This is a genomic window from Rhizobium acaciae (genome assembly GCF_025941625.1).
Lineage (GTDB): Bacteria > Pseudomonadota > Alphaproteobacteria > Rhizobiales > Rhizobiaceae > Rhizobium > Rhizobium acaciae.
The window spans coordinates 16,556-35,227 of record NZ_JAPCZO010000035.1 but is presented as its reverse complement, the minus strand read 5'-3'; the positions used below and the strand labels follow the sequence as shown (position 1 = coordinate 35,227).

Genomic DNA, 18,672 nt, shown 5'->3' with positions numbered 1-18,672 from the left:
TGCCACTCCGGCAAGGCCGCGCACGGAGCGCGGCCGTGTTCTCCCCGCCGTCAATGAGCCATGAATATCGGCATGCTGCTTTGCTCGATCATGTTGCGCGTCACGCCTCCGAAAAGCGTCTGCTGCCAGCGAGGGTGATTGTATGCGCCCATGACGATCAGATCGGCATTCACGTCCGTCGCATGCTGCCTCAGGATCTCGTCAGCCCTGTTTCCGCCGCTGGCCACACGATCTACCTGAACCTTGACCCCGTGACGGGAGAGGAAGCTCGCGATGTCAGCGCCTGGCTCCTCTCCATTCACCCGCTCTCGCGAGACTGGATCGATCATGGTCACGTAGACGCAGTCCGCCGTCTTCAACAGGTCTAGGGCCTGCCTTGCTGCACGCGATGCCTCATCGCTCGAATCCCACGCCAGCACGATCGATTTGGAAGTGGAAGAGAGCGGCCGCCGTCCGCGGTTGATGATGACCGGCGTCGGCGTCCGGAACAGAGCGCCATCCATGACCCGTTTCTGGAGTTCCTCGTCCTTGCACGCTTGGCGGCCGACGAGGACGACGTCGGCATAGAGCGCCCGTTCTGCAACGTCCTCCTGCGCAAAGGCATATTCCGTATAGACGTCCTGCACATCGTAGGACAGTTCGGTGCGCGAGAGATACGCCTTGATCTCTTCGGCTTTCTTGACGAGTTCCTCGATTTCGCGCTGGCGTTCTTCCAGCCAGACGGTCGACAGGGAGTTGTATTCTCCCATCATCGGCGATGCGCCCATGCAGATCACGACCGCGCTGAGATGGGCTCCGGAGGCTCCGCAAAACTCCACGGCGGCCTTCAGGTCTTCGTCGAAATATTTGGAAGTCAGGATGCTCATTACCGTACGAATGGACATTTCGATCACCTCTCTTGTTGAATATCGAGAGGATAACGGCACTTGCGGCGACGTCTTTGATCTTCGTCAAGCAACGTGGGGTGAACGATCGCGGCGTCGCCGGGAGACGAGCTTGTCGACCTCGGTCACGAGAACGAGGGAGCTAGCGATCAGCATGCTGAGGCCCCATTCAAGAGGCGTGATCGGCGAAAGGCCGAGCGTTCTGCCGAGCCACGGTATGTACATCGCAGAGATGTGGATCGTCTGGGCGGCGAGCACGCTTAGGAGCAGGAAGCGGTTCCGAAGGATATCGACGGAGAATATCGATCGTCTTTCGGAGGAACTTGCCAGGGTCTGGACGTTCTCGAACATCACGAAGATGAGAAGCGTCATGTTGCGGGCTTCGGGAACGCCATATCCATGCGCAAGCATCCACTGGAAGGCCAGGAACGCTGCCCCGCCGATGACGACCGTCGATTGGACGACGCGCCGGATCATCAGCCGGTCGAGGACAGGCTCGAGCGGAGAACGTGGCGGCCCCGCCAGCTCGTCTCCTTCCGGTCTTCCGCCGGCAAGGGCGACGTCCTGGATGCCGTTTGTCACGAGATTGAGCCATAGAAGCTGAACAGGGAGGAGTGGCATGGGCAGGCCGAATGGTAGCGCGAGCATGAAGAGCAGGACCTCGGCGGCGCCTGTTGCGACCGACATCAGCACCACCTTGCGGATATTGCGATAGGCTGCCCGCCCCTCGGCGATCCCCGCGACGATGGATGCGAAGTTGTCGTCCGTGACGACGAGATCGGCACTTTCCTTTGCTACCTCGGTTCCCCTGAGCCCCATCGCGACACCGACATGCGCCTTCTTCAACGCTGGACCGTCGTTCACACCGTCTCCGGTCACGGCGACGATGTGGCCATTGCGGATCAGGGATCCGACGATCGCCGATTTCTGCGCCGGCTGCACGCGGGCGTAGATGCGGGCCTCTCTCGTAATCTCGTCCAGCCGTTGGTCGCCCGCTCGGGCGGCTTCATCGATGTCGCTGCCAGAGACGACCTGGCCCGCATGAAAACTCAAGCCGCAATCTCTGGCAATCGCGGCAGCGGTCCGCGGGTCGTCCCCGGTCACCATCACGACCTCCACACCGGCCGCGTGGCAGTCTTTCACAGCGTTCGGCACTTCAGGTCGAACTGGGTCCTGTAGTCCGGCCAGGCCCAAGAACACGAGATCGACAAGGTGACCGTGTCCGAGGCTTCCGGCGAGCGTCGCGCCGACTTCCCCTTCGGCGAACGCGAGCACCCTGAGGCCTCGCGCGGCCATTTCTTCCTTCTGCGCCAAAAGCGACGCACGGTCGATTTCGACTACGTTTCCTGCGGAGTCCATGCGATCAGACATTTCTATGAGCACCTCCGACGCCCCCTTGACGAAGAGATGGATCCGATCGCCGCCGTGGTGGAAGGATGCAGCGTATTTGTGCTCGGGCTCGTAGGCGATCCTTGCCGCCAGCGGGTATCGGTCGTTCAGCTCTTCCTGTCCCAGCCCCGCCTTTCGCCCTGCTGCAAGAAGCGCCACGTCGACCGTGTCGCCGGCAGCGACCCAGAGATCGTCACGGCGAGCCAGGGTTCCTTCGTTTGCGAGCAGTGCAGCGCGTAGCAGCCTGCGCGCCCTCTCGCGGACAAGGTCGCTGTGCAGGCCGCTCGCCCTGATCTCGCACTTGTCGAGATCCGCGTGGGCGTCCAGGGCGATGTCCGTTCCGTCCGGCAGGCGAATTTCGGTCACTGTCTGTACGTTGCTGGTCAAGGTCCCCGTCTTGTCCGTGGCGATCATCGTGGTCGAACCCAGGGCCTCCACGGCCGGCATGCTTCGGACGATGACGTTGCGGGCGGCCATCCGCCGCATGCTGACGGCAAGCGCGATGGAGATGGCGATCGGAAGGCCTTCCGGAACTGCGCTCACCGCCAGACCAACGGACATCATGACGAGATCTTGCAGAGCAAGGCCCCGCATGAAGCCCGCGAGGACCAGCACCGATGCTGCCAATCCTACGAAAACCGCGAGCGCGTTCGTGAACTTCGCCAGACGGGCGACGAGCGGGGGCTGCGACGAACTGGCTCTTCCCAACTCGACGGCGATGCCGCCAAGCATGGTCGCGGTACCCGTAGCGGTCACGACGCCTTTGGCTCTCCCGCGTGTCACAAGGGAGCCCGCGAGTAGCAGCAAGGAATTGCGGGTTACATCCGACGAGCCTTCGACAATACGCCCTTTGGGGACCGGCTTCGACTCGCCGGTCAGAAGCGACTCGTCGCACCGGAGGTCACTTGCATCGACAAGCCTCAGATCGGCAGGGATTCGGTCGCCGGATTCCAGAAGAACGAGATCGCCCACCACCAGCCGTTTGGCCTCGATCCTACAGGCCACGCCGTCCCGGATGACCTTGGCCGACGGCTGCTCAAGCTTTCTAAGGGCTGCGGCCGCTCGATCCGCCGAATACTCCTGGTAGGTGCCGATGGAGGCATTGATCAGAAGCACGACGAAAATGAACAGGGCGTCTTCGATCCTGCCGGTCGCAAACGAGAGCGCCGATGCCAGCAAAAGAATATAGATGATCGGGTTGCGAAATTGAATGAGGAAGACCTTCAGCGGCGATGGGGGCTCAGGCTCGGGCAGCATGTTAGGTCCGAGCTCGGCGAGGCGTGCCTCGGCCTGGACGCTCGTCAGTCCGTTCGCCTTAGGCGTCGTGGGGGCGGGTGTCTGCGCCGTAAGATTCATCATGGGCTCCGGACTTGTCGCAACGATTTCATTGAAACAGCCTATGTGCACCCGCGCACGGGGCATTGACCGGGATCAAGGAGCTCCGACCGGACTGAGATATGCTGCGGACGTTTTGTGGACCGCGGCTTACGCGGCCAATGCGTTTCGAAGACGCTGCGCTTGGATCGGTTTCCGACGGTGCCGTGTGGGGGCCAGCATTGGTTAGGCAAGATTGGAAGGCACTAAAATGAATAAAAGCTCAGCACAGACCGTGTTGCAGACAATGAAGGATGACCTTGTGCGTCGTCTCGGAGCGATCGGTGCGGATCTCAGCGCCGCGCTTGAGAAGGACAGCGAGGAGCGCGCGACCCAGGTCGAAAACGATGAGGTTCTTCGCGAGATGCAAGCCGAGGGGCACGACCAGATCGCGGCCATCGACGCGGCGATCGGTAGGCTGAACGACGGCACATATGGGAAATGCGTCAAATGCCACAATCGGATCGGCAAGGAGCGGCTAACTGCGGTTCCCTATACGCCGTTCTGTATCGATTGCGCAAAATCGTTCCGCTGAGACTTCTGGATTGATGGGAGGGTGAGAGGTGGCTACAGCGGCGGCTTGGTGGGGTGGTAAGTGGATGTGGCATCAGGGCGGGATGTTGCGACTGAGGAAGGCGGGCTCCCGGTCGGGTCTTCTGGTACTGTTGTCGCTCCTTGCGCTCGCGGCCGCATTCGCCTTCTATCTCGCGGGTCACGGCCTTGGGTATCGGTTAATCCTGGTGGGTTGCATCAGCCTGATTCTGCTGTCTCTTTGCATTGAGATCGCCAAGAAGCTGCGGAAGCAGGAATACGGCCTGGATCTGATCGCGGCGATGGCCATGGGATCGTCGTTGTGGTTCGGCGAATATCTTGCCGGAGCGATCGTCGGTCTCATGTATTCCGGCGGTCAGTTTCTGGAGGCATACGCACATCGTCGCGCTGACGAGGGCATGTCCGCTTTGCTGGCGCAGGTACCGCGGACGGCCCTGCGGCTTGCCGGAACCGGTTTCGAAGAAATTCCGATCGAGGAGGTCGCGGTCGGCGACGTGCTCCTAATACGCAAGGGCGACGTTGTACCGGCCGACGGAGCCCTCGTCGGCGAAGTCGCGACGATCGACCAGTCGGTGCTGACCGGAGAGCCTTTCCCGGTGCGCATCGCCAAGGGTGGCAACATTTCGAGCGGCGCTACGAACGAGGGGGACGCGATTGAAATTCGCGTTGTGAGCCGTGCAGAGGACAGCACCTATGCCGGAATAGTCAGGCTCGTGGAAGCATCGAGGCGCTCCAAGGCGAAGCTGATGCGTCTCGCCGACCGGTTCTCGGTCTGGTTCCTGGTCGCAACCATCGCCATTGCAGGAGTCTCGGCAATTATGTCAGGCGACATGTCTCGGATCGTGGCCGTGCTGGTCGTCGCCACGCCCTGTCCTTTGATCCTGGCCGTGCCCGTCGCACTTGCGGCCGGCACTTCAAAAGCCGCCAAGGAGGGCGTTCTGGTGAAGGGCGCGGGACCTCTCGAAGCCCTCGCACAGGCCACGGTGGCGGTGTTCGACAAGACGGGGACGCTCACCGCGGGACAGCCGGAAGTCGGCGTGATAGCAGGCCCGGAGCATCCCGACAGGATCCTGCGGCTGGCCGCCTCGCTGGATCAGGCGTCGGGCCATGTGGTAGGACGCGCGCTGGTGGATGAGGCGCATAGACGTGGGTTGGTACTGAGCCGCCCATCGGAGGTGACCGAGACCGCGGGATTCGGAATCTCCGGGGTCGTCGACGGGGTGCGTGTCGGCGTCGGAGGAGACACGTATTTCGGAGAGGCGCCGCCGTCCGGGCTTAACGGGTCAGGCAGCGCGATGCGTGTGATGGTGCTGTTTGACGGCACGCTGGCTGGGACGATCACGCTCGAAGACCGGCTTCGCAAAGACGCTGTCCAACTCGTCACCCAGCTCAGGGCGTCAGGAATCTCTCGAGTAGTCCTGGCTTCTGGTGACGAGTTGGCTATCGCGACAGCCATCGCTCGCTCGCTGGGCTTGGACGACGTCGCGGCGAGGCTCGCTCCCGCAGACAAAGTCGCAGTCATCGAAAAGGAACGCGTCCACGGGAAAGTGCTGATGGTCGGCGACGGCGTGAACGACGCGCCAGCGCTGGCGGCAGCCGACGTCGGAATCGCGGTAGGCGTCGAGAACCTTGCAGCGGCCGCGGAGGCCGCGGATATCGTGCTCGTCCGGGACGACCTCACCAAGATAGCGACGGCGATCGGCATTGCGCGTCGTTCGCGCAAGATCGCGCTTCAAAGCATCTATGCCGGCATAGGTCTCTCGCTCCTCGCGATGGGGTTCGCGGGAGCGGGATACCTTCCGCCAGTCGGCGGCGCATTGCTTCAGGAGGCCATCGACGTGGCGGTCATTCTCAACGCCCTTCGCGCCCTCAATGGGCGAGAAGCACCGGCAGCTCGGGTTTGACGAGCAGTTCCCGAGTAACGCCGCCAAGGATGAATTCACGAAGCCGCGAATGGCCAAACCCGCCCGCGACCAGAAGGTCCGCCTTTCGTTCCAGCGCGGCCGATTGGATGGCGGCTGTCGCGGTATCGCCGCCTGCCTGGATCGAAACGTCTTCCACGTCGAATCCCGAGTGTTTCAACGAGGCGATCAGGAGCGCGCGGTTCGCCTCGTCGATCTCCTTGTCGTCGGTGATCGAGATGACCTGCACCTTGGTCGCGCGCTCTATGAAGATGCGTGCGCAGGAAAGGGCGCGCGCCGCGGTGGCGCTGCCGTCCCAGCCAACGGCGATCGTGTCCACACGAGAGCGGACGCTGGTCGCAGGAAACAGCACTAGGGGGCGGCCGCTTCCGAACAGCAGCGTCTCGGAAAGCTGTCGGGACAGTTCCGAAGCCTCGACGATGGAGAGGTCGTGGCACCTGGCAATTTCGGAAAAGCGTGCATAGACGAACGGTTCCCGGACCTCGAATCCATGGATTCGCACCTCGAAGCCAGTTTCCGAAATAGCGTCGGTGACGTGTTCCCGCAGCGAAGTCCCGCTGTCCCGGCTATACCCCTCTGCTTGTGCCCGCCATGTGTCGACATCGATAAAAGTGGGAAAGGGCTGATGGACCTGGGGGATCCGGACTTGCGGGATGCTGGCGACAAGATCGGCGTCGTTCTGCCGAGCGAGGTCGATCGCGTTGTCGACTATGGTAAAGGAACTCGGGTCGGGATAGGTCGATAACGGGAGATGGAACTGCGGCTTCATGCTGGCCTCCTGAGGTTAAACTGCCGTCATGGTGCATGCCGCAGAGAGAGTTCGCATTGAGCTTTGTCAAGGCCGCGGCGCAACGAAGCTCCTATGATCGTGCCTTCATTAAAGCTGGAGGACACGGCCATGACGATCAAGCTAACGGAGATCAACCCCGGTGAGTGCTACCGAATCCTTGAGAATGAGCGCTTCGGTCATCTGGCATGCTGCAAGGATGGACAGCCTTACGTGGCGGCGATCTATTTCGCCTTTTCCAGCGGCGTCGCCTATAGCTTCACCATGCCCGGCAAGAAGCTCGACTGGATGCGGGGAAACGACAAGGTCTGCCTTCACGTCGAGCAGCGTTCGAGCGCCGGCGGGTGGACGAGCGTCGTCGTCGAAGGCAGGTTCGAGGAGTTTCCTGACAGCGACGCGCGACGAAGCGAAAGGCTCCATGCGTGGTCGCTTCTCCAAAAGTATTCGGACTGGTGGGAGATCGGCTCTATGAAGCCCCATGAGGTCCCCATGCCCGACGGTTCTCCTCACGTCTTCTACGGCATTGCCGTCACGGCCGTGTCGGGACGGGGCGCAATCAGAACGGAATGACCGTCAATGCTCGAGCCGAAACCACATCCCACAAACGGAACATCACATGCCATATTTCCCCAGTCTCCATCCGAGCGCCATATTCACCTCCAACCTCGCACCCATCGTTCGCACGGGGTTCCTGATTCAAGACGAGATCTTCGCCGCGTCGGCCAGGGTAACCACGGATTTGACGGCGTCCGCTGCTCGACGCGGGCTTCGATGCTCTGAATTCCTGGCGCGACTCGCCTGCAGTATCGACAACGGCGATACAGTCGCGGTTCTTTCGGACTTCGTCGAGAGCGAGCTGGAGGAATATCCCGTGGAGGTGGCACGGTTCTTTGAGACAGGGTCACGACTGTTGTCACACTCAGCCGAACTATATCGTGACGTCGCGGCCGGTCAGGTCAGGGAGGCTGAAGCGAAGACGGTCGTGTGAAGCGTGCGGCGGTCACCGGGTCGTTCGCAAGACGAGCACGGAGCATGGTGCGCGCTGCACGACATGGTCCACGACCGAGCCGAAGATCCGGTCGAGCACGTCATCCCGGTGAGAGGCGACCACGACGAGATCCGCGACGGTCTCCTTCACGGTGGCGACGATGACCTGAGACGGGTTGCCCACGCGGACGTGTATCGAAGCAGGAGTGTCGGTCGACCGCAGAGCTTCCGAAAGTCTGGTCTCGGCGGCGGCCATCACCTCGACCGCCCAACTGTCCGGCGAGGCCGACGAGGGCAGGCCCTCTACCACGTGAACGAGGTGGAGGCTTCCGTTGGGAGCGAGCTGCGCGCGGGCCGTTTCGACGAGCTGGAGCATGCGTTGCCGGGATCCTCGGCCGATGGCGCAGACGACTGTGGCGAACATGTCAGTATATGTCCTTTCCAGACAGGCTGATGAACTCGGTGGTCAGTCCATCGCCATGCGCTTCCTTGAGAAGCCGATCGGCGCTCATGATGTCGAGACACATGGTGCCAGGGAAGGATTGCCGGAGCGCGCAACAGAAATGGTCTCTCGCCCATGCTTGGCCTCGCGGCGTCGCCGCCGTCACCTCCCAGCGATCCTCGTCTCGACGTCCGAGAACAAGGTCTGCGGACATTCGCTCGACCGGAGGAACGGTCGTGGCTACATCGGTTGCTGTCTTGCGTACCTTTTCTTGTTCGCGCATGTCCTTCTCCTTTGGATGAGGTCGTGGCGCCGTGTCCAGGAGCCTATCTGCCCTGAGGTGTTCCGTCTTTGACGAGCATCAATCCGGATGTTTGACCGGGATCAAGTCGAGGTCGGGAAGGTGGTGATACGACCATGGCGGTGGCACATGCCGATGGAGGGAAACGTGAGGGCGATGGTACTTGAACAGGTGCGACGTCCGCTTCGTCTCGTGGAGCTGCCGGACCCGCCAGCGCCGCCCGGCCAGGTCGTCGTCAAGGTGGAGGCCTGCGGCGTCTGCCGGACCGATCTTCACGTCTGCGACGGAGACCTCTCCCAGCCAAAGCTTCCTCTCGTTCCGGGGCATGAGATTGTGGGAACCGTGATCGCAACCGGCGAGGGCGCTCCTGGTCGTCTTGTCGGTCGAAAAGTTGGAGTACCCTGGCTGGGCCACACCTGCGGGCACTGCGAATATTGCCGCGAGGGTCGCGAGAACCTGTGCGACGAGCCTGGCTTCACCGGGTACACCATCGACGGCGGCTTCGCGACGCATGCGGTTGTCGAGGCGGGCTACGCGCTCGAACTGCCTGACGATACGGACCCTGTGGCGACCGCTCCTCTTCTGTGCGCGGGCCTCATCGGGTGGCGATCCCTGAAGATGGCGGGCGAGGGGAGGACGATCGGCATCTACGGGTTCGGCGCGGCCGCCCACATCCTCGTGCAGGTATGCAAGCATCGAGGCCAGAGCGTGTATGCATTCGTGCGTGCCGGAGACGAGGCCGGGCGGACGTTCGCGCTTGACCTTGGCGCCGTCTGGGCCGGGTTCTCCGGTGAAAGGCCGCCGGTGCCGCTCGACGCCGCCATCATCTTCGCGCCGGCCGGCGAACTCGTGCCTATGGCGCTCGACATAGTGCGGAAGGGCGGAACGGTGGTCTGCGGCGGTATCCACATGTCCGACATCCCGAGCATGCCCTACCGTCTGCTCTGGGGCGAGCGGCGTGTGGTCTCCGTGGCGAATCTGACCCGGAACGACGGAACCGAATTCTTCTCGATCGCGAAGGCGGCCGGAGTCCGATGCGTCACCAGCGTCTACGCTCTCGAGCACGCGAACGATGCCCTCGACGACCTGCGCGCAGGCCGCCTCACCGGCGCAGCCGTCATCGTTCCATAGCCACCGTCCTCGTTGACGAGGATGGAATCCCGCCGTCAAGCAGAAGCGCCATCATGCCTCGCGTCGAGCAGCAACCTGAGACGGGTCGACATCTCCGACGCCGTGTACGGCTTCTTCAGCCAGCCGGCGCCGGCTTCGATCTCCTTCTCCGCAGCATGGGGCTCCGAAAAGCCCGAGGTGAGAAGGATTTTCACCCACGGCCAGCGCTCGCGGACCTTGCGGGCCAGTTCGTCGCCGTTCATGCCGGGCATGGCGACGTCTGAAAACAGCAGTGCAACGTCATGCCCCGCCTCCAGCTCCTTCAACGCGTCGATCCCGTTCGTCGCTTCGATCACTGCGTAGCCAAGCGTCTGCAGACGGCTGATCGTCACTCTGCGAACTCTCGCGTCGTCTTCGACGACCAGGATGGTTTCGGTGCCATGAGAGGGGGCGTCCTTGACCTGCTGCTCGTCCGGATGGGAATCCTTTCCACCATCGGCGCGCGGAAGGAAGAGGCGCACTGTCGTCCCCTCGCCAGGTTCGCTGTAGAGCTGCAGATGCCCTGCGGATTGCTTGGCGAAACCGTAGACCATGCTGAGTCCGAGCCCCGTTCCCGAGCCCGTCGGTTTCGTGGTGAAGAACGGTTCGAAAGCCCTCTCCCTCACCGCGGACGTCATTCCGGTGCCGGTGTCGGTGACCGAAATGAGGACGTATCTGCCGGGGCGGATCGCCGGATAAATCCCGGCGTAGTCGGAGTCGATCTCGACGCCTAAAATCTCGATCGTCAGACGGCCGCCGGCAGGCATCGCGTCTCTGGCGTTGATCGAAAGGTTGAGAAGCGCGCTTTGGAGCTGCGCCTTGTCGGCCATTGCGCTCAACCGCCGCCCAGGAATGATCGTCCGGAGTTCGACGGAGTCGCCGAGCGTTCGCTGGACGAGGTCTGAAAACTCTCCAAGGAGCGCGCCGACGTCCAACTCCTTCGGTGCGAGAGCCTGCCGCCTTCCGAACGCCAGAAGCTGAGAGGTCAGTCTCGCGCCGTCGTCGGCCGCTGACTGCGCCTCCCGCAACAGGGACAACTGCCCCGGTTCGGCAAGGCGGGCCTCCAGCATTTCGAGATTGCCGCTGATGACGGCCAGCAGATTGTTGAAGTCGTGGGCGAGGCCTCCGGTCAACTGTCCGACCGCCTCCATTTTCTGCGACTGCCGCAGCTCAGCCTCGACGCGGTGGCGGCTCGTCAGATCCCTGACGAAGCCCGTGAAGATCCGCTTGCCGCCGGCGACCGCCTCGCCAACCGAGAGCTCCATTGGAAAGGTAGTTCCGTCCTTCCTGAGACCGACGACGACGCGCCCGTAGCCGATGATCCGGCGGCGTCCGGTCCGGATGTATGAATCCAGATATCCGTCGTGCGCCTCCCTGTCGGGTGACGGCATCAGCATCGAGACGTTCTGCCCGATGGCCTCGTCGGCGGAGTAGCCGAAGAGCTTTTCCGCCGCGGTGCTGAACGAGGCGATGAAACCCTTGTCGTCTATCACGATCATTGCGTCGGGGACCGTGGCTAGGATGGACTGCAGGTGTGCCTGGCGCTCCCGCAGCTCGTCCCCCACCTGCTGCATGAGGGTCACGTCGTTGTTGGACTGGACGATGAGCGTATCCGGATCGCCAAGTTCGAGAGCGGTCCACCGCGTCACAATCGCCAGTCTGACCCCGTCCTTTCGCCGGTGCCCCACCTGTCCGGTCCAGAACCCCTTGTCACGCACGTCGGTCCGAAGCTCCTCCACGTCGGCCGGAAATTGCGTATCTAAAAGATCGTGGACCACATTTCCCACGGCCTCCGAGGCGGACCATCCATAGAGCTGCTCGCAGCCCGAGGTCCAGCGCTGGATGACGCCGTCGAAGCCGTGGACGATGAGGTTGGCACCGTCGAACATGCGCACGATGCGGTCCAGGTCGGTCTCACTGGTAGCGTGTTCCAGCATAACGTGCTCCTGAGTCTATATCTTCGAAGGCGTCGTCCGGGTCTTCGTCGGCCGTGCGGGCCAGTGCCGACCGGCTGGCAACCTTGAACTGATGCTTCTCCACAGGCAATAGTATGCCCTTGGCGACCAGTTTGGTAAGCGTCCTCGACACGGTCTCGATCGTCATGCCGAGATGGTCGGCGATGTCGGCGCGGACCATCGGCAGACTGATCGTCCGGCCGTCCCGCCCCTCATTCCGTTCCAGCCGATGCAGCAGGAAGGTGCAGACGCGCTGCTCGGCGTTCTTGTGGGATAGCAGGAGCATGTGGTCCTGCGCTGCGGAAATTTCGTCGCGAAGTTGCGACAGAAGCTGAAGCCGGAAATCAGGCACGAGTTGCAGTTCCTCTTCCAGCGTCCGCTTGTTCAACCGGGTGAAGGCCACCTCGTCGATAGCTTCGCCTGCAAACAAGTAGCGGTTGCGAAAAGACAGTCCGACCAGGTCGCCCGCACCAAGAAAGCCGATGATGAGGCGGCGGCCGTCGGGAAGGAACCGGCATATGCGGACATTCCCGCGCACGATGCGAAACACATGGCGGGCGGCGTCGCCTTCGAAGAAGATCGTGGTTCCCGACTGTGCAGTCTCGACGGCCTGTCGCATGAACAGCGGCGCGAAGTCGATCATTCCGTGCGCCCGTGGCCGTTCGAGTGAGTGAATGTTTGATACCGCTTGCATGTCGTGGCTCCCTCTGCCGTTGCGTGGCCTGGATTTGACAGGAGCTTGATGACACCGGGATGCGAGAAGCGTAAGAATTGATGCGATCGTGTAACAATCCGTAACAACTTGAGAATGCTGGGATGACGAGCGGAACTGTCAGGCGGACCCGCATACTTGTTGTGGACGACGATGTCCGGATCCAAAGAATGCTCGCGCAGTATCTCGGCGAGGAGGGGTTCGACGTCGACGTAGCGGGCGACAGCTCGCAGATGCGCGCCAGAATGGCGGGGGCGAAATTCGATGCTGTCCTGCTCGATCTCGTCCTGCCGGGAGACTGCGACGGGCTCCAGCTCGCAAGGGAAATCCGTTCAGGTTCGGACGTTCCCATCATCATGCTGTCCGGCCGCGACGACGTCATGGATCGCGTCGTCGGACTCGAGGTTGGTGCGGACGACTACATCGGCAAGCCTTTTCATCTGAGGGAGGTGCTGGCTCGGGTCAAGACCGTGCTGAGGCGCAGGAGCCCTGCAGGCGACCCGGTCAGGATTGAGGGTGACGTTTTCCGCTTCGAGGGGTGGAAGCTGGATGTGGAACGGCGGGCGGTGACCAACCCTGCCGGAGACGAAGTGGCGATGTCGACGGGGGAGTTCGACATGCTCCACGTGTTTGCCACCCATGCCGGCCGGGTCCTTACGCGCGACATGCTGATGGATCTGACGCGCAAGCGAGGCCGCGACGGCTTCGATCGCACGATCGACGCGCTGATCGTCAGGCTCCGTCGCAAGATCGAGACGGATCCGGCCAAGCCTCGCCTTATCAAATCTGTGCGTGGAGTAGGATATCTCTTCACAGCAAGGCCGGAGACTGCTTCCGGTCAACCCTGACCATCAGGCCATGATCCCACCGAAGAAATTTGTCCTCGTTCTCCATCTCCGCGAAATTGCTTGGCAACCGCCCCCAGAGCCGCATGAAATCGCATCCCGCCGACCGCCTTCTCAACGAGGTGAACAGGACGTCCGCGATGGTCACATCGTCGATGACGCTTGCCGCTACGAAGAGGGGAATATCCATCAATCGCCCGGCGATCGGATGCGTGCCGATCCGGTAGACGGCCATCCCGCGCACATAGCCTGGCGGATCCTTCAACGAGACGAGCGTCCACCGATCGGCGCTCGCCACGACTTGCGCCCAATCGTCGGCAGAAAAGCACGGAGCCGCCACCTGGACTAGGCTGTAGGCGCGCAGCGCATCGTCCATATGGAGCGGGCGGACACAATATTCCGACGTCATGGCGGTTTTCCTCGTCGATCGAGTGGAATGTTTGCATGGTCCTGTGGTCGGGGCTTTGTCCCAGGTCAATCCTGACTCCGGGGGAAGGGCCCGAAAGACAAAAGCCAGCGCGATTGACGGTGATCAAAGACGGCGAATGCAATCGACTGTTCTATGTGCGGGTCGCCGCCTGCGAACGACGGCATTCTTGAGTGAAGGAGAATGACAATGGCAGATGCATCGAAACTTTCCGTAAAGACAGAAGCAAGGCCGGCGGCGCCGGCCGAGCGCTGGTGGCCCCTCGACAGCCTCCGGTCCGAGATCGACCGCGTGTTCAGCGAATTCGGAAGCCCGTCGATCTTCGACCGGGCCTTCAGCAGGATGCCGGCCGCGTTCTCGCGCGGCATGCTCGCCGTCGACCTCGTTGAATCCGACAAGGCCTTCGAGCTGTCGGCCGAGCTTCCGGGCGTCGACGCCAAGGATCTCGACGTCACGCTCGCCGACGGTGTGCTCACCATCAAGGGTGAGAAGAACGAGACCAAGGAGGAAAAGGAAAAGGACTATTACCTTTCCGAACGACGCTACGGATCATTCCACCGGAGCCTGGAATTGCCGCGCGGCGTGGACAGCGAGAAGATCGAGGCGAACTTCTCCAACGGCGTTCTCAAGATCTCGCTGCCGAAGACGCCCGAGCGGCAGCAGAACGACAAGAAGATCACGGTCAAGGCAGCCTGATGGTCAACCCTCCGCAACGCCGAGGGGGTGGCGTAAGGTGGGCGCGGAGAGAGGGAGGGGGCGACCCCTCCCTCTTTTTCAGTTGATGCGGATGTGGTTCTCGACGGTGGCAACACCTGGAACAGACCAGGCCGTCCGTTCGGCGACGCCGCGCTCGTGCCAGGCGCGCACGCCACCTTCGAGAACGACTTTGTCGTCCTGAACCTTGACCGAAATGCCGCCAGCGTCGACTTCGGCACTCCGTCTCAGCGCTTCCTCGATCCGACGGCGGACGTCCGGCACCGTCGGCCACGGCCGTATCGTCAGCAGATTGAGGACGCCGACCACGCCGCCGAGTTTCCTGACGGCACGTTCGGCGGCAGCCCTCTGGAACTGCCAGCGCACTTCGCCCGACAACGTCACCCAGCCGCTCTCGACCTTTACATGAACCGACCCCTCCGGAAGCGCCGTGTTCCAGGCGATGATGTCGATCGCCCGCGATGCGATCTGGTCGTCCGCATGCTGCTTGTGACCTAGGTACCGCACCTCGATCTCTACAGCCACCGCCCGGACGCCCTTCACCCGCGCTGCAACGTCTTCCGCTGTCAGCTTTTCGGCATGGGTCGATACATGACCGGAGAGGGTCGCAATGCCATCTTCCACCGAGACGCCGATATGGGCGGCGTCGATGCTGGGTTCGAACGCCAGCTCGTCGAGTATGTCCTGTTGGATTCCTAAGTCCGTCATTTCTACCTCCTGTTGGGTTCCGAAGCCCGTTGGCCTCGCGGAGTATGATGCGCCGTCCAAAATTTCCGGCGTTGCGCTCGGTCAATTGAACCGGCGACGACCTGCATCTTCCCAATCGACCGAACATCAGGCGCGCACCGAACATGTCTTTGACCTTCGTCAACGTGCGGTCGTCCGGGGTGCCCTAAAGTCCCTGTCAACACATAGGAGTTGTCATGGCCAATCCGATCCTTCACTTCCACGGCGCCGCGGGCTCGGTGACCGGATCATGTTTCCTTTTAGAGGCCGGTGGCACACGCATTCTGATCGACTGCGGAATGTTTCAGGGATCGAAGTCAGAGAAGGAGCTCAACTACAAGCCCTTTCCGTTCGAACCAGCGCAGATCGACGCGGTGCTGCTCACACACGCGCACATCGACCACTCCGGCCTGCTTCCGAAGCTCGCGAAGGCGGGATACGGCGGGCCAATCTTTGCAACGGCAGCAACGATCGACCTATGCACGATCATGCTGCAGGATTCGGGTCACATCCAGGAGTCGGAGGTCCGACAGCTCAACCGAAGGAATCGTAGACGGGCCCGAGAGACGGTGGAGCCCATCTATACTGCCGACGACGCCCGCGGCATGCTCCCGCAGTTCATTGCGGTCGAGTACGGCGAGTGGCGGGAGACTGTTGGCGGCGTAAGGTTCCGTTACTGGAATGCTGGACACCTGATGGGTTCCGCATCGATCGAAGTCGAGGTGTCCGGCGCGGACGAGGCGACAAGAATTTTGTTCTCCGGCGACGTCGGCGCGAGCAACAAATTGTTCGAAAATCTCCCTCGGGCGCCTTCCGGGATCGATTACCTCATCTGCGAAAGCACATACGGAGACCGCGAACGGGAAGAGTACGCTCTGAAGGATCGACGGAACCGGCTGCGCGAAGTGGTGGCGAGCTCGAACAGCCCCGGCGGAGTTCTTCTCATTCCCTCCTTCGCCGTAGAGAGGACGCAGGAGGTGCTGACCGATCTCGTCGCCCTCATGGACGAAGGGGAGGTGCCGCGGTGCCCCATCATGATCGACTCGCCGCTCGCGTCGCGAGCGACCGAGGCGTTCAAGAAGCATGTGGCCGACCTCAGCCACGGCAAGGCGTTCCTTCGCGCGCTCAACGCGCCGAACGTCCGCTTCACCGAGACGGCCGAGCAGTCGAAGGCGCTCGATCTCGTCCGTGGCTTTCACATCATCATCGCGGCAAGCGGAATGTGCGAGGCAGGGCGGATTCGCCACCGCCTGAAGAACTGGCTCTGGCGGAGGGAGTGCACCGTGCTGTTCGTCGGCTTTCAGGCGGCGGGGACGCTTGGCCGTATCTTGCAGGAGGGCGCGACTGACGTCCGTATCCAAGGCGAGGAGATTCACGTCTGTGCCAGGATGGCCACCCTCGACGCCTACAGCGGACATGCGGATGCAAGCGAACTGGATGCGTGGGTTGCAGAGCGGGAGCCGATCCGCAAGGCGGTCTTCCTGGTCCATGGAGAGGTGAGCGCTCGTGAAGCGATGTCCGCGCGGCTCCCGAAGCAAGTTTCCGCAAAGGTCGTCTGTCCGTCGCTGGACGACGCCTACGAGCTTTCACCGGCGGGTGCACGCCTCATCGAAGACAGGACGCCCGCACGTATCAAGCCGCTCGTGCCCGGCAGGCCTGACTGGAACAACGACTATCAGCGGTTCGTTCTGGACCTGTCCGATCGTCTGAAATCCGTCGCCGACGAGAAGGGCCGCGCGGTCGTGCTGCGCAGGCTTCGACGCGCACTGGAGCCGGACGATGTTTCGGCGGTCGAAGGGAGGAGAGACGGCAATGCTAATCATGGATCGTGACTGCAAGCGCGGCGGAGAACGCTTCGCGATACCGACCCAGGGTGAGGTGCAAGGCAAGCTTACCGTCCTGGAGGTCGTCGCTATAACCTGCCTGCGGGAGGTTCTCGCTTCGAAGAATGCCTTTGCGGTCGCTGCGTTAAAGAAAGAGGTCCTGCGGGCCATGAAGGAGCAGTGCGTGCCGTTCGGTCTGTCGTCGGAAGACGAGACGTCCGTCCTCGAGTACGCATGCGAGTTCTTCGAAGAGGCAAGCAAGGAGGCAGGCAGGCTGGCTGCAACGAAGGTGGCTGCGAAGTCCGCTGAAACGGCACGCTCCAGGGCTTCGGGCCATGGATAGGGTTGCGGTCACCTTCAACGCCGGATCCTCCAGCCTTAAGGTCGGCGTCTTCAGGCTGAAGGACGGTCGAGCACTCCGGCTGGGAGGCGGTATTGCCACGCTCGGGGACCAGCCAACGTTCATTTTCCGATTTTCCGGCGGGGACGAGGCTGTCGATCTTCCGTCCGGGACAGCGATCGACGCGCGGCTAGTTTCGCAGGTCGTCGATTGCATCGTCGGCAGAGGATTCGACCCCGTGGTGGCCGGCCATCGCATCGTCCACGGCGGACAGGTCTTCGATGGCCCCGTTCTGCTGGAGCCCGAGGTGGTCCTTAAAGTGGAAGATCTGACGCATCTCGCGCCGGTGCACCTTCCTCCGGCGCTTGCGATCGTCCACGCAGTCCGGAGCGCATATCCGGACATACCGCAGACGGCGTCCTTCGATACCGCATTCCATTCGTCGCAGAGCAGTCTTGCCGTACGGCTTGCCATTCCAAGGGCGCTGCATGATGCGGGTGTCCGGAGATACGGCTTCCACGGTCTTTCCTATAAGTACGTCGCCGACGAACTCAGGAAGCACGATCCCGACCTGGCCGCTGGCCGTGTCGTCTGCGCGCATCTTGGAAGCGGTGCGAGCCTTTGCGCGATGGTCGACGGCGTGAGTATAGACACCAGTATGGGCTTCTCCCCGCTGGACGGAATTCCGATGTCGACCCGGCCGGGTTCGCTCGACCCCGGCGCCGTCGTCCATCTCCTGCGCAACAATTGTCACGACGCAGATCGTCTCGAGGATTTCCTCTATAACCGTTGCGGGCTGCTCGGCGTCTCCGGGAAAAGCGGCGACGTCCGCGTCCTGCTGGAGGACTTCCATCCGGCCTCCAGGGAAGCCCTCGATCTCTTCTGCTTCAGGATCGCCGGCGAGATAGGAAGGCTGGCCGTGTCTCTGGGCGGGGTGGACGCCATCGTCTTCACCGCCGGCGTCGGCGAGCATCAGCCGGAGATACGCAATGGCGTCGCCCACCATCTGGGGTGGCTGGGTCTCTCGTTGAGCGAGCCCGCGAACAAGATGAACGCGACCGTAATCAGCGCGAGGGAAAGCGAAATCGTCGCCCTCGTCATTCCGACCGACGAGGAACAGGTCATCGCCGACGAAGCGATCGAAGTCATCAGCCGCCACAAGCTTTGAAGATCAAATATGTCTGCACCCAGCGACGCGCGGTTCGACGACATCTTAACGGGATAGCCCGGTCATCTTCGCCTATTCACGGCTATCCGTATCTCATTCATCGGTTGACCTGCCGTCGCACCGCCCACGCGGCTACCAGGATGGTGTCTCAAAGCGGCGACTGGGGCGTGTATTC

The 18,672-nt window shown here is 62.2% G+C and carries 19 protein-coding genes; 10 read left to right on the top strand and 9 right to left on the bottom strand.

The genetic code is table 11. The features are described 5' to 3' along the window. Positions 1–50 precede the first annotated feature (50 nt). Positions 51–884 carry a universal stress protein gene (locus OLZ32_RS35590; RefSeq protein WP_003547671.1) on the bottom strand — a complete coding sequence of 278 codons (834 nt, stop codon included), beginning with the start codon at positions 882–884 and terminating at the stop codon, positions 51–53. A 66-nt stretch (positions 885–950) separates the two neighbouring features. Then, positions 951–3,632 (bottom strand): cation-translocating P-type ATPase, encoded by a 2,682-nt coding sequence (locus OLZ32_RS35585; RefSeq protein WP_264425024.1) that lies wholly within the window; start codon positions 3,630–3,632, stop codon positions 951–953. A gap of 226 nt (positions 3,633–3,858) precedes the next feature. Here OLZ32_RS35585 and OLZ32_RS35580 point away from each other — a divergent pair, with 226 nt between their 5' ends. Further along, positions 3,859–4,182: a TraR/DksA family transcriptional regulator gene (locus OLZ32_RS35580; protein ID WP_264425023.1), complete on the top strand. Its 324-nt coding sequence runs from the start codon at positions 3,859–3,861 to the stop codon at positions 4,180–4,182. 28 nt (positions 4,183–4,210) lie between these two features. Next, entirely contained in the window at positions 4,211–6,103 is a 1,893-nt protein-coding gene (locus tag OLZ32_RS35575) for a heavy metal translocating P-type ATPase (protein WP_264425021.1), read from the top strand. Here OLZ32_RS35575 and OLZ32_RS35570 read toward each other — a convergent pair. Further along, positions 6,069–6,890 (bottom strand): universal stress protein, encoded by an 822-nt coding sequence (locus OLZ32_RS35570; RefSeq protein WP_264425018.1) that lies wholly within the window; start codon positions 6,888–6,890, stop codon positions 6,069–6,071. The genes OLZ32_RS35575 and OLZ32_RS35570 overlap by 35 nt on opposite strands. Before the next feature lie 129 nt (positions 6,891–7,019). Between OLZ32_RS35570 and OLZ32_RS35565 the strand changes: the two genes are divergently transcribed. Further along, on the top strand, positions 7,020–7,478 hold the full coding sequence (locus tag OLZ32_RS35565) for a pyridoxamine 5'-phosphate oxidase family protein (protein ID WP_003547676.1): 459 nt from the start codon (positions 7,020–7,022) through the stop codon (positions 7,476–7,478). Between the two features lie 46 nt (positions 7,479–7,524). Continuing rightward, positions 7,525–7,896 carry a hypothetical protein gene (locus OLZ32_RS35560; RefSeq protein ID WP_003547677.1) on the top strand — a complete coding sequence of 124 codons (372 nt, stop codon included), beginning with the start codon at positions 7,525–7,527 and terminating at the stop codon, positions 7,894–7,896. A 12-nt stretch (positions 7,897–7,908) separates the two neighbouring features. Here the strand turns inward: OLZ32_RS35560 and OLZ32_RS35555 are convergent, their stop codons facing one another. Both OLZ32_RS35555 and OLZ32_RS35550 read right to left on the bottom strand, forming a co-directional pair. Next, positions 7,909–8,319, bottom strand: coding sequence for a universal stress protein (locus tag OLZ32_RS35555; protein WP_003547678.1), 411 nt, complete (start codon positions 8,317–8,319; stop codon positions 7,909–7,911). A gap of 1 nt (position 8,320) precedes the next feature. Beyond that, positions 8,321–8,620 carry a hypothetical protein gene (locus OLZ32_RS35550; protein ID WP_264395736.1) on the bottom strand — a complete coding sequence of 100 codons (300 nt, stop codon included), beginning with the start codon at positions 8,618–8,620 and terminating at the stop codon, positions 8,321–8,323. A 165-nt stretch (positions 8,621–8,785) separates the two neighbouring features. On the opposite strand from OLZ32_RS35550, the gene OLZ32_RS35545 reads away from it, so the two are divergent. Continuing rightward, positions 8,786–9,769: a zinc-dependent alcohol dehydrogenase family protein gene (locus tag OLZ32_RS35545; RefSeq protein ID WP_264425056.1), complete on the top strand. Its 984-nt coding sequence runs from the start codon at positions 8,786–8,788 to the stop codon at positions 9,767–9,769. Positions 9,770–9,804: 35 nt separating this feature from the next. Here OLZ32_RS35545 and OLZ32_RS35540 read toward each other — a convergent pair whose 3' ends face one another. Together OLZ32_RS35540 and OLZ32_RS35535 are read right to left on the bottom strand one after the other, a co-directional pair. Continuing rightward, complete coding sequence (locus OLZ32_RS35540) at positions 9,805–11,724, bottom strand: hybrid sensor histidine kinase/response regulator (RefSeq protein WP_003547681.1); 1,920 nt, start codon at positions 11,722–11,724, stop codon at positions 9,805–9,807. Beyond that, positions 11,702–12,436, bottom strand: a complete 735-nt coding sequence (locus tag OLZ32_RS35535; protein WP_003547682.1) for a helix-turn-helix domain-containing protein — start codon at positions 12,434–12,436, stop codon at positions 11,702–11,704. The genes OLZ32_RS35540 and OLZ32_RS35535 overlap by 23 nt, the downstream gene beginning before the upstream one ends. Positions 12,437–12,558: 122 nt before the next feature. On the opposite strand from OLZ32_RS35535, the gene OLZ32_RS35530 reads away from it, so the two are divergent. Next, positions 12,559–13,302 carry a response regulator gene (locus OLZ32_RS35530; RefSeq protein WP_264425016.1) on the top strand — a complete coding sequence of 248 codons (744 nt, stop codon included), beginning with the start codon at positions 12,559–12,561 and terminating at the stop codon, positions 13,300–13,302. Here OLZ32_RS35530 and OLZ32_RS35525 read toward each other — a convergent pair. Beyond that, the gene (locus OLZ32_RS35525) at positions 13,265–13,708 is read right to left on the bottom strand and encodes a hypothetical protein (RefSeq protein ID WP_264425014.1); all 444 of its coding nucleotides are present in this window, start codon (positions 13,706–13,708) and stop codon (positions 13,265–13,267) included. The two genes, OLZ32_RS35530 and OLZ32_RS35525, sit on opposite strands and share 38 nt — an antisense overlap. A gap of 207 nt (positions 13,709–13,915) precedes the next feature. Here OLZ32_RS35525 and OLZ32_RS35520 point away from each other — a divergent pair, with 207 nt between their 5' ends. Then, positions 13,916–14,422, top strand: coding sequence for an Hsp20/alpha crystallin family protein (locus OLZ32_RS35520; protein WP_003547685.1), 507 nt, complete (start codon positions 13,916–13,918; stop codon positions 14,420–14,422). Positions 14,423–14,500: 78 nt separating this feature from the next. On the opposite strand, the gene OLZ32_RS35515 is transcribed toward OLZ32_RS35520, so the two are convergent. Next, positions 14,501–15,148, bottom strand: a complete 648-nt coding sequence (locus OLZ32_RS35515; RefSeq protein ID WP_264425011.1) for a BON domain-containing protein — start codon at positions 15,146–15,148, stop codon at positions 14,501–14,503. 215 nt (positions 15,149–15,363) lie between these two features. Between OLZ32_RS35515 and OLZ32_RS35510 the strand changes: the two genes are divergently transcribed. The 3 genes from OLZ32_RS35510 to OLZ32_RS35500 are packed head-to-tail and all read left to right on the top strand — an operon-like array spanning position 15,364 to position 18,497. Then, complete coding sequence (locus OLZ32_RS35510) at positions 15,364–16,998, top strand: MBL fold metallo-hydrolase (protein ID WP_264425009.1); 1,635 nt, start codon at positions 15,364–15,366, stop codon at positions 16,996–16,998. Next, a complete protein-coding gene (locus OLZ32_RS35505; RefSeq protein ID WP_003547688.1) occupies positions 16,979–17,332 on the top strand; it encodes a hypothetical protein in 354 nt (117 codons plus the stop codon). Before OLZ32_RS35510 ends, OLZ32_RS35505 begins: the two co-directional genes overlap by 20 nt. Further along, on the top strand, positions 17,325–18,497 hold the full coding sequence (locus OLZ32_RS35500; RefSeq protein ID WP_264425007.1) for an acetate/propionate family kinase: 1,173 nt from the start codon (positions 17,325–17,327) through the stop codon (positions 18,495–18,497). The genes OLZ32_RS35505 and OLZ32_RS35500 overlap by 8 nt, the downstream gene beginning before the upstream one ends. The last annotated feature ends 175 nt before the right edge of the window (positions 18,498–18,672 follow it).

What these genes read in the sequence shown, in the direction of transcription:
- OLZ32_RS35590 (WP_003547671.1), bottom strand. Translation starts at nt 884, where the DNA reads ATGTCCATTCGTACGGTAATGAGCATCCTGACTTCCAAATATTTCGAC.
- OLZ32_RS35585 (WP_264425024.1), bottom strand. Translation starts at nt 3,632, where the DNA reads ATGATGAATCTTACGGCGCAGACACCCGCCCCCACGACGCCTAAGGCG.
- OLZ32_RS35580 (WP_264425023.1), top strand. Translation starts at nt 3,859, where the DNA reads ATGAATAAAAGCTCAGCACAGACCGTGTTGCAGACAATGAAGGATGAC.
- OLZ32_RS35570 (WP_264425018.1), bottom strand. Translation starts at nt 6,890, where the DNA reads ATGAAGCCGCAGTTCCATCTCCCGTTATCGACCTATCCCGACCCGAGT.
- OLZ32_RS35565 (WP_003547676.1), top strand. Translation starts at nt 7,020, where the DNA reads ATGACGATCAAGCTAACGGAGATCAACCCCGGTGAGTGCTACCGAATC.
- OLZ32_RS35560 (WP_003547677.1), top strand. Translation starts at nt 7,525, where the DNA reads ATGCCATATTTCCCCAGTCTCCATCCGAGCGCCATATTCACCTCCAAC.
- OLZ32_RS35555 (WP_003547678.1), bottom strand. Translation starts at nt 8,319, where the DNA reads ATGTTCGCCACAGTCGTCTGCGCCATCGGCCGAGGATCCCGGCAACGC.
- OLZ32_RS35550 (WP_264395736.1), bottom strand. Translation starts at nt 8,620, where the DNA reads ATGCGCGAACAAGAAAAGGTACGCAAGACAGCAACCGATGTAGCCACG.
- OLZ32_RS35540 (WP_003547681.1), bottom strand. Translation starts at nt 11,724, where the DNA reads ATGCTGGAACACGCTACCAGTGAGACCGACCTGGACCGCATCGTGCGC.
- OLZ32_RS35535 (WP_003547682.1), bottom strand. Translation starts at nt 12,436, where the DNA reads ATGCAAGCGGTATCAAACATTCACTCACTCGAACGGCCACGGGCGCAC.
- OLZ32_RS35530 (WP_264425016.1), top strand. Translation starts at nt 12,559, where the DNA reads ATGACGAGCGGAACTGTCAGGCGGACCCGCATACTTGTTGTGGACGAC.
- OLZ32_RS35525 (WP_264425014.1), bottom strand. Translation starts at nt 13,708, where the DNA reads ATGACGTCGGAATATTGTGTCCGCCCGCTCCATATGGACGATGCGCTG.
- OLZ32_RS35520 (WP_003547685.1), top strand. Translation starts at nt 13,916, where the DNA reads ATGGCAGATGCATCGAAACTTTCCGTAAAGACAGAAGCAAGGCCGGCG.
- OLZ32_RS35515 (WP_264425011.1), bottom strand. Translation starts at nt 15,148, where the DNA reads ATGACGGACTTAGGAATCCAACAGGACATACTCGACGAGCTGGCGTTC.
- OLZ32_RS35510 (WP_264425009.1), top strand. Translation starts at nt 15,364, where the DNA reads ATGGCCAATCCGATCCTTCACTTCCACGGCGCCGCGGGCTCGGTGACC.
- OLZ32_RS35505 (WP_003547688.1), top strand. Translation starts at nt 16,979, where the DNA reads ATGCTAATCATGGATCGTGACTGCAAGCGCGGCGGAGAACGCTTCGCG.
- OLZ32_RS35500 (WP_264425007.1), top strand. Translation starts at nt 17,325, where the DNA reads ATGGATAGGGTTGCGGTCACCTTCAACGCCGGATCCTCCAGCCTTAAG.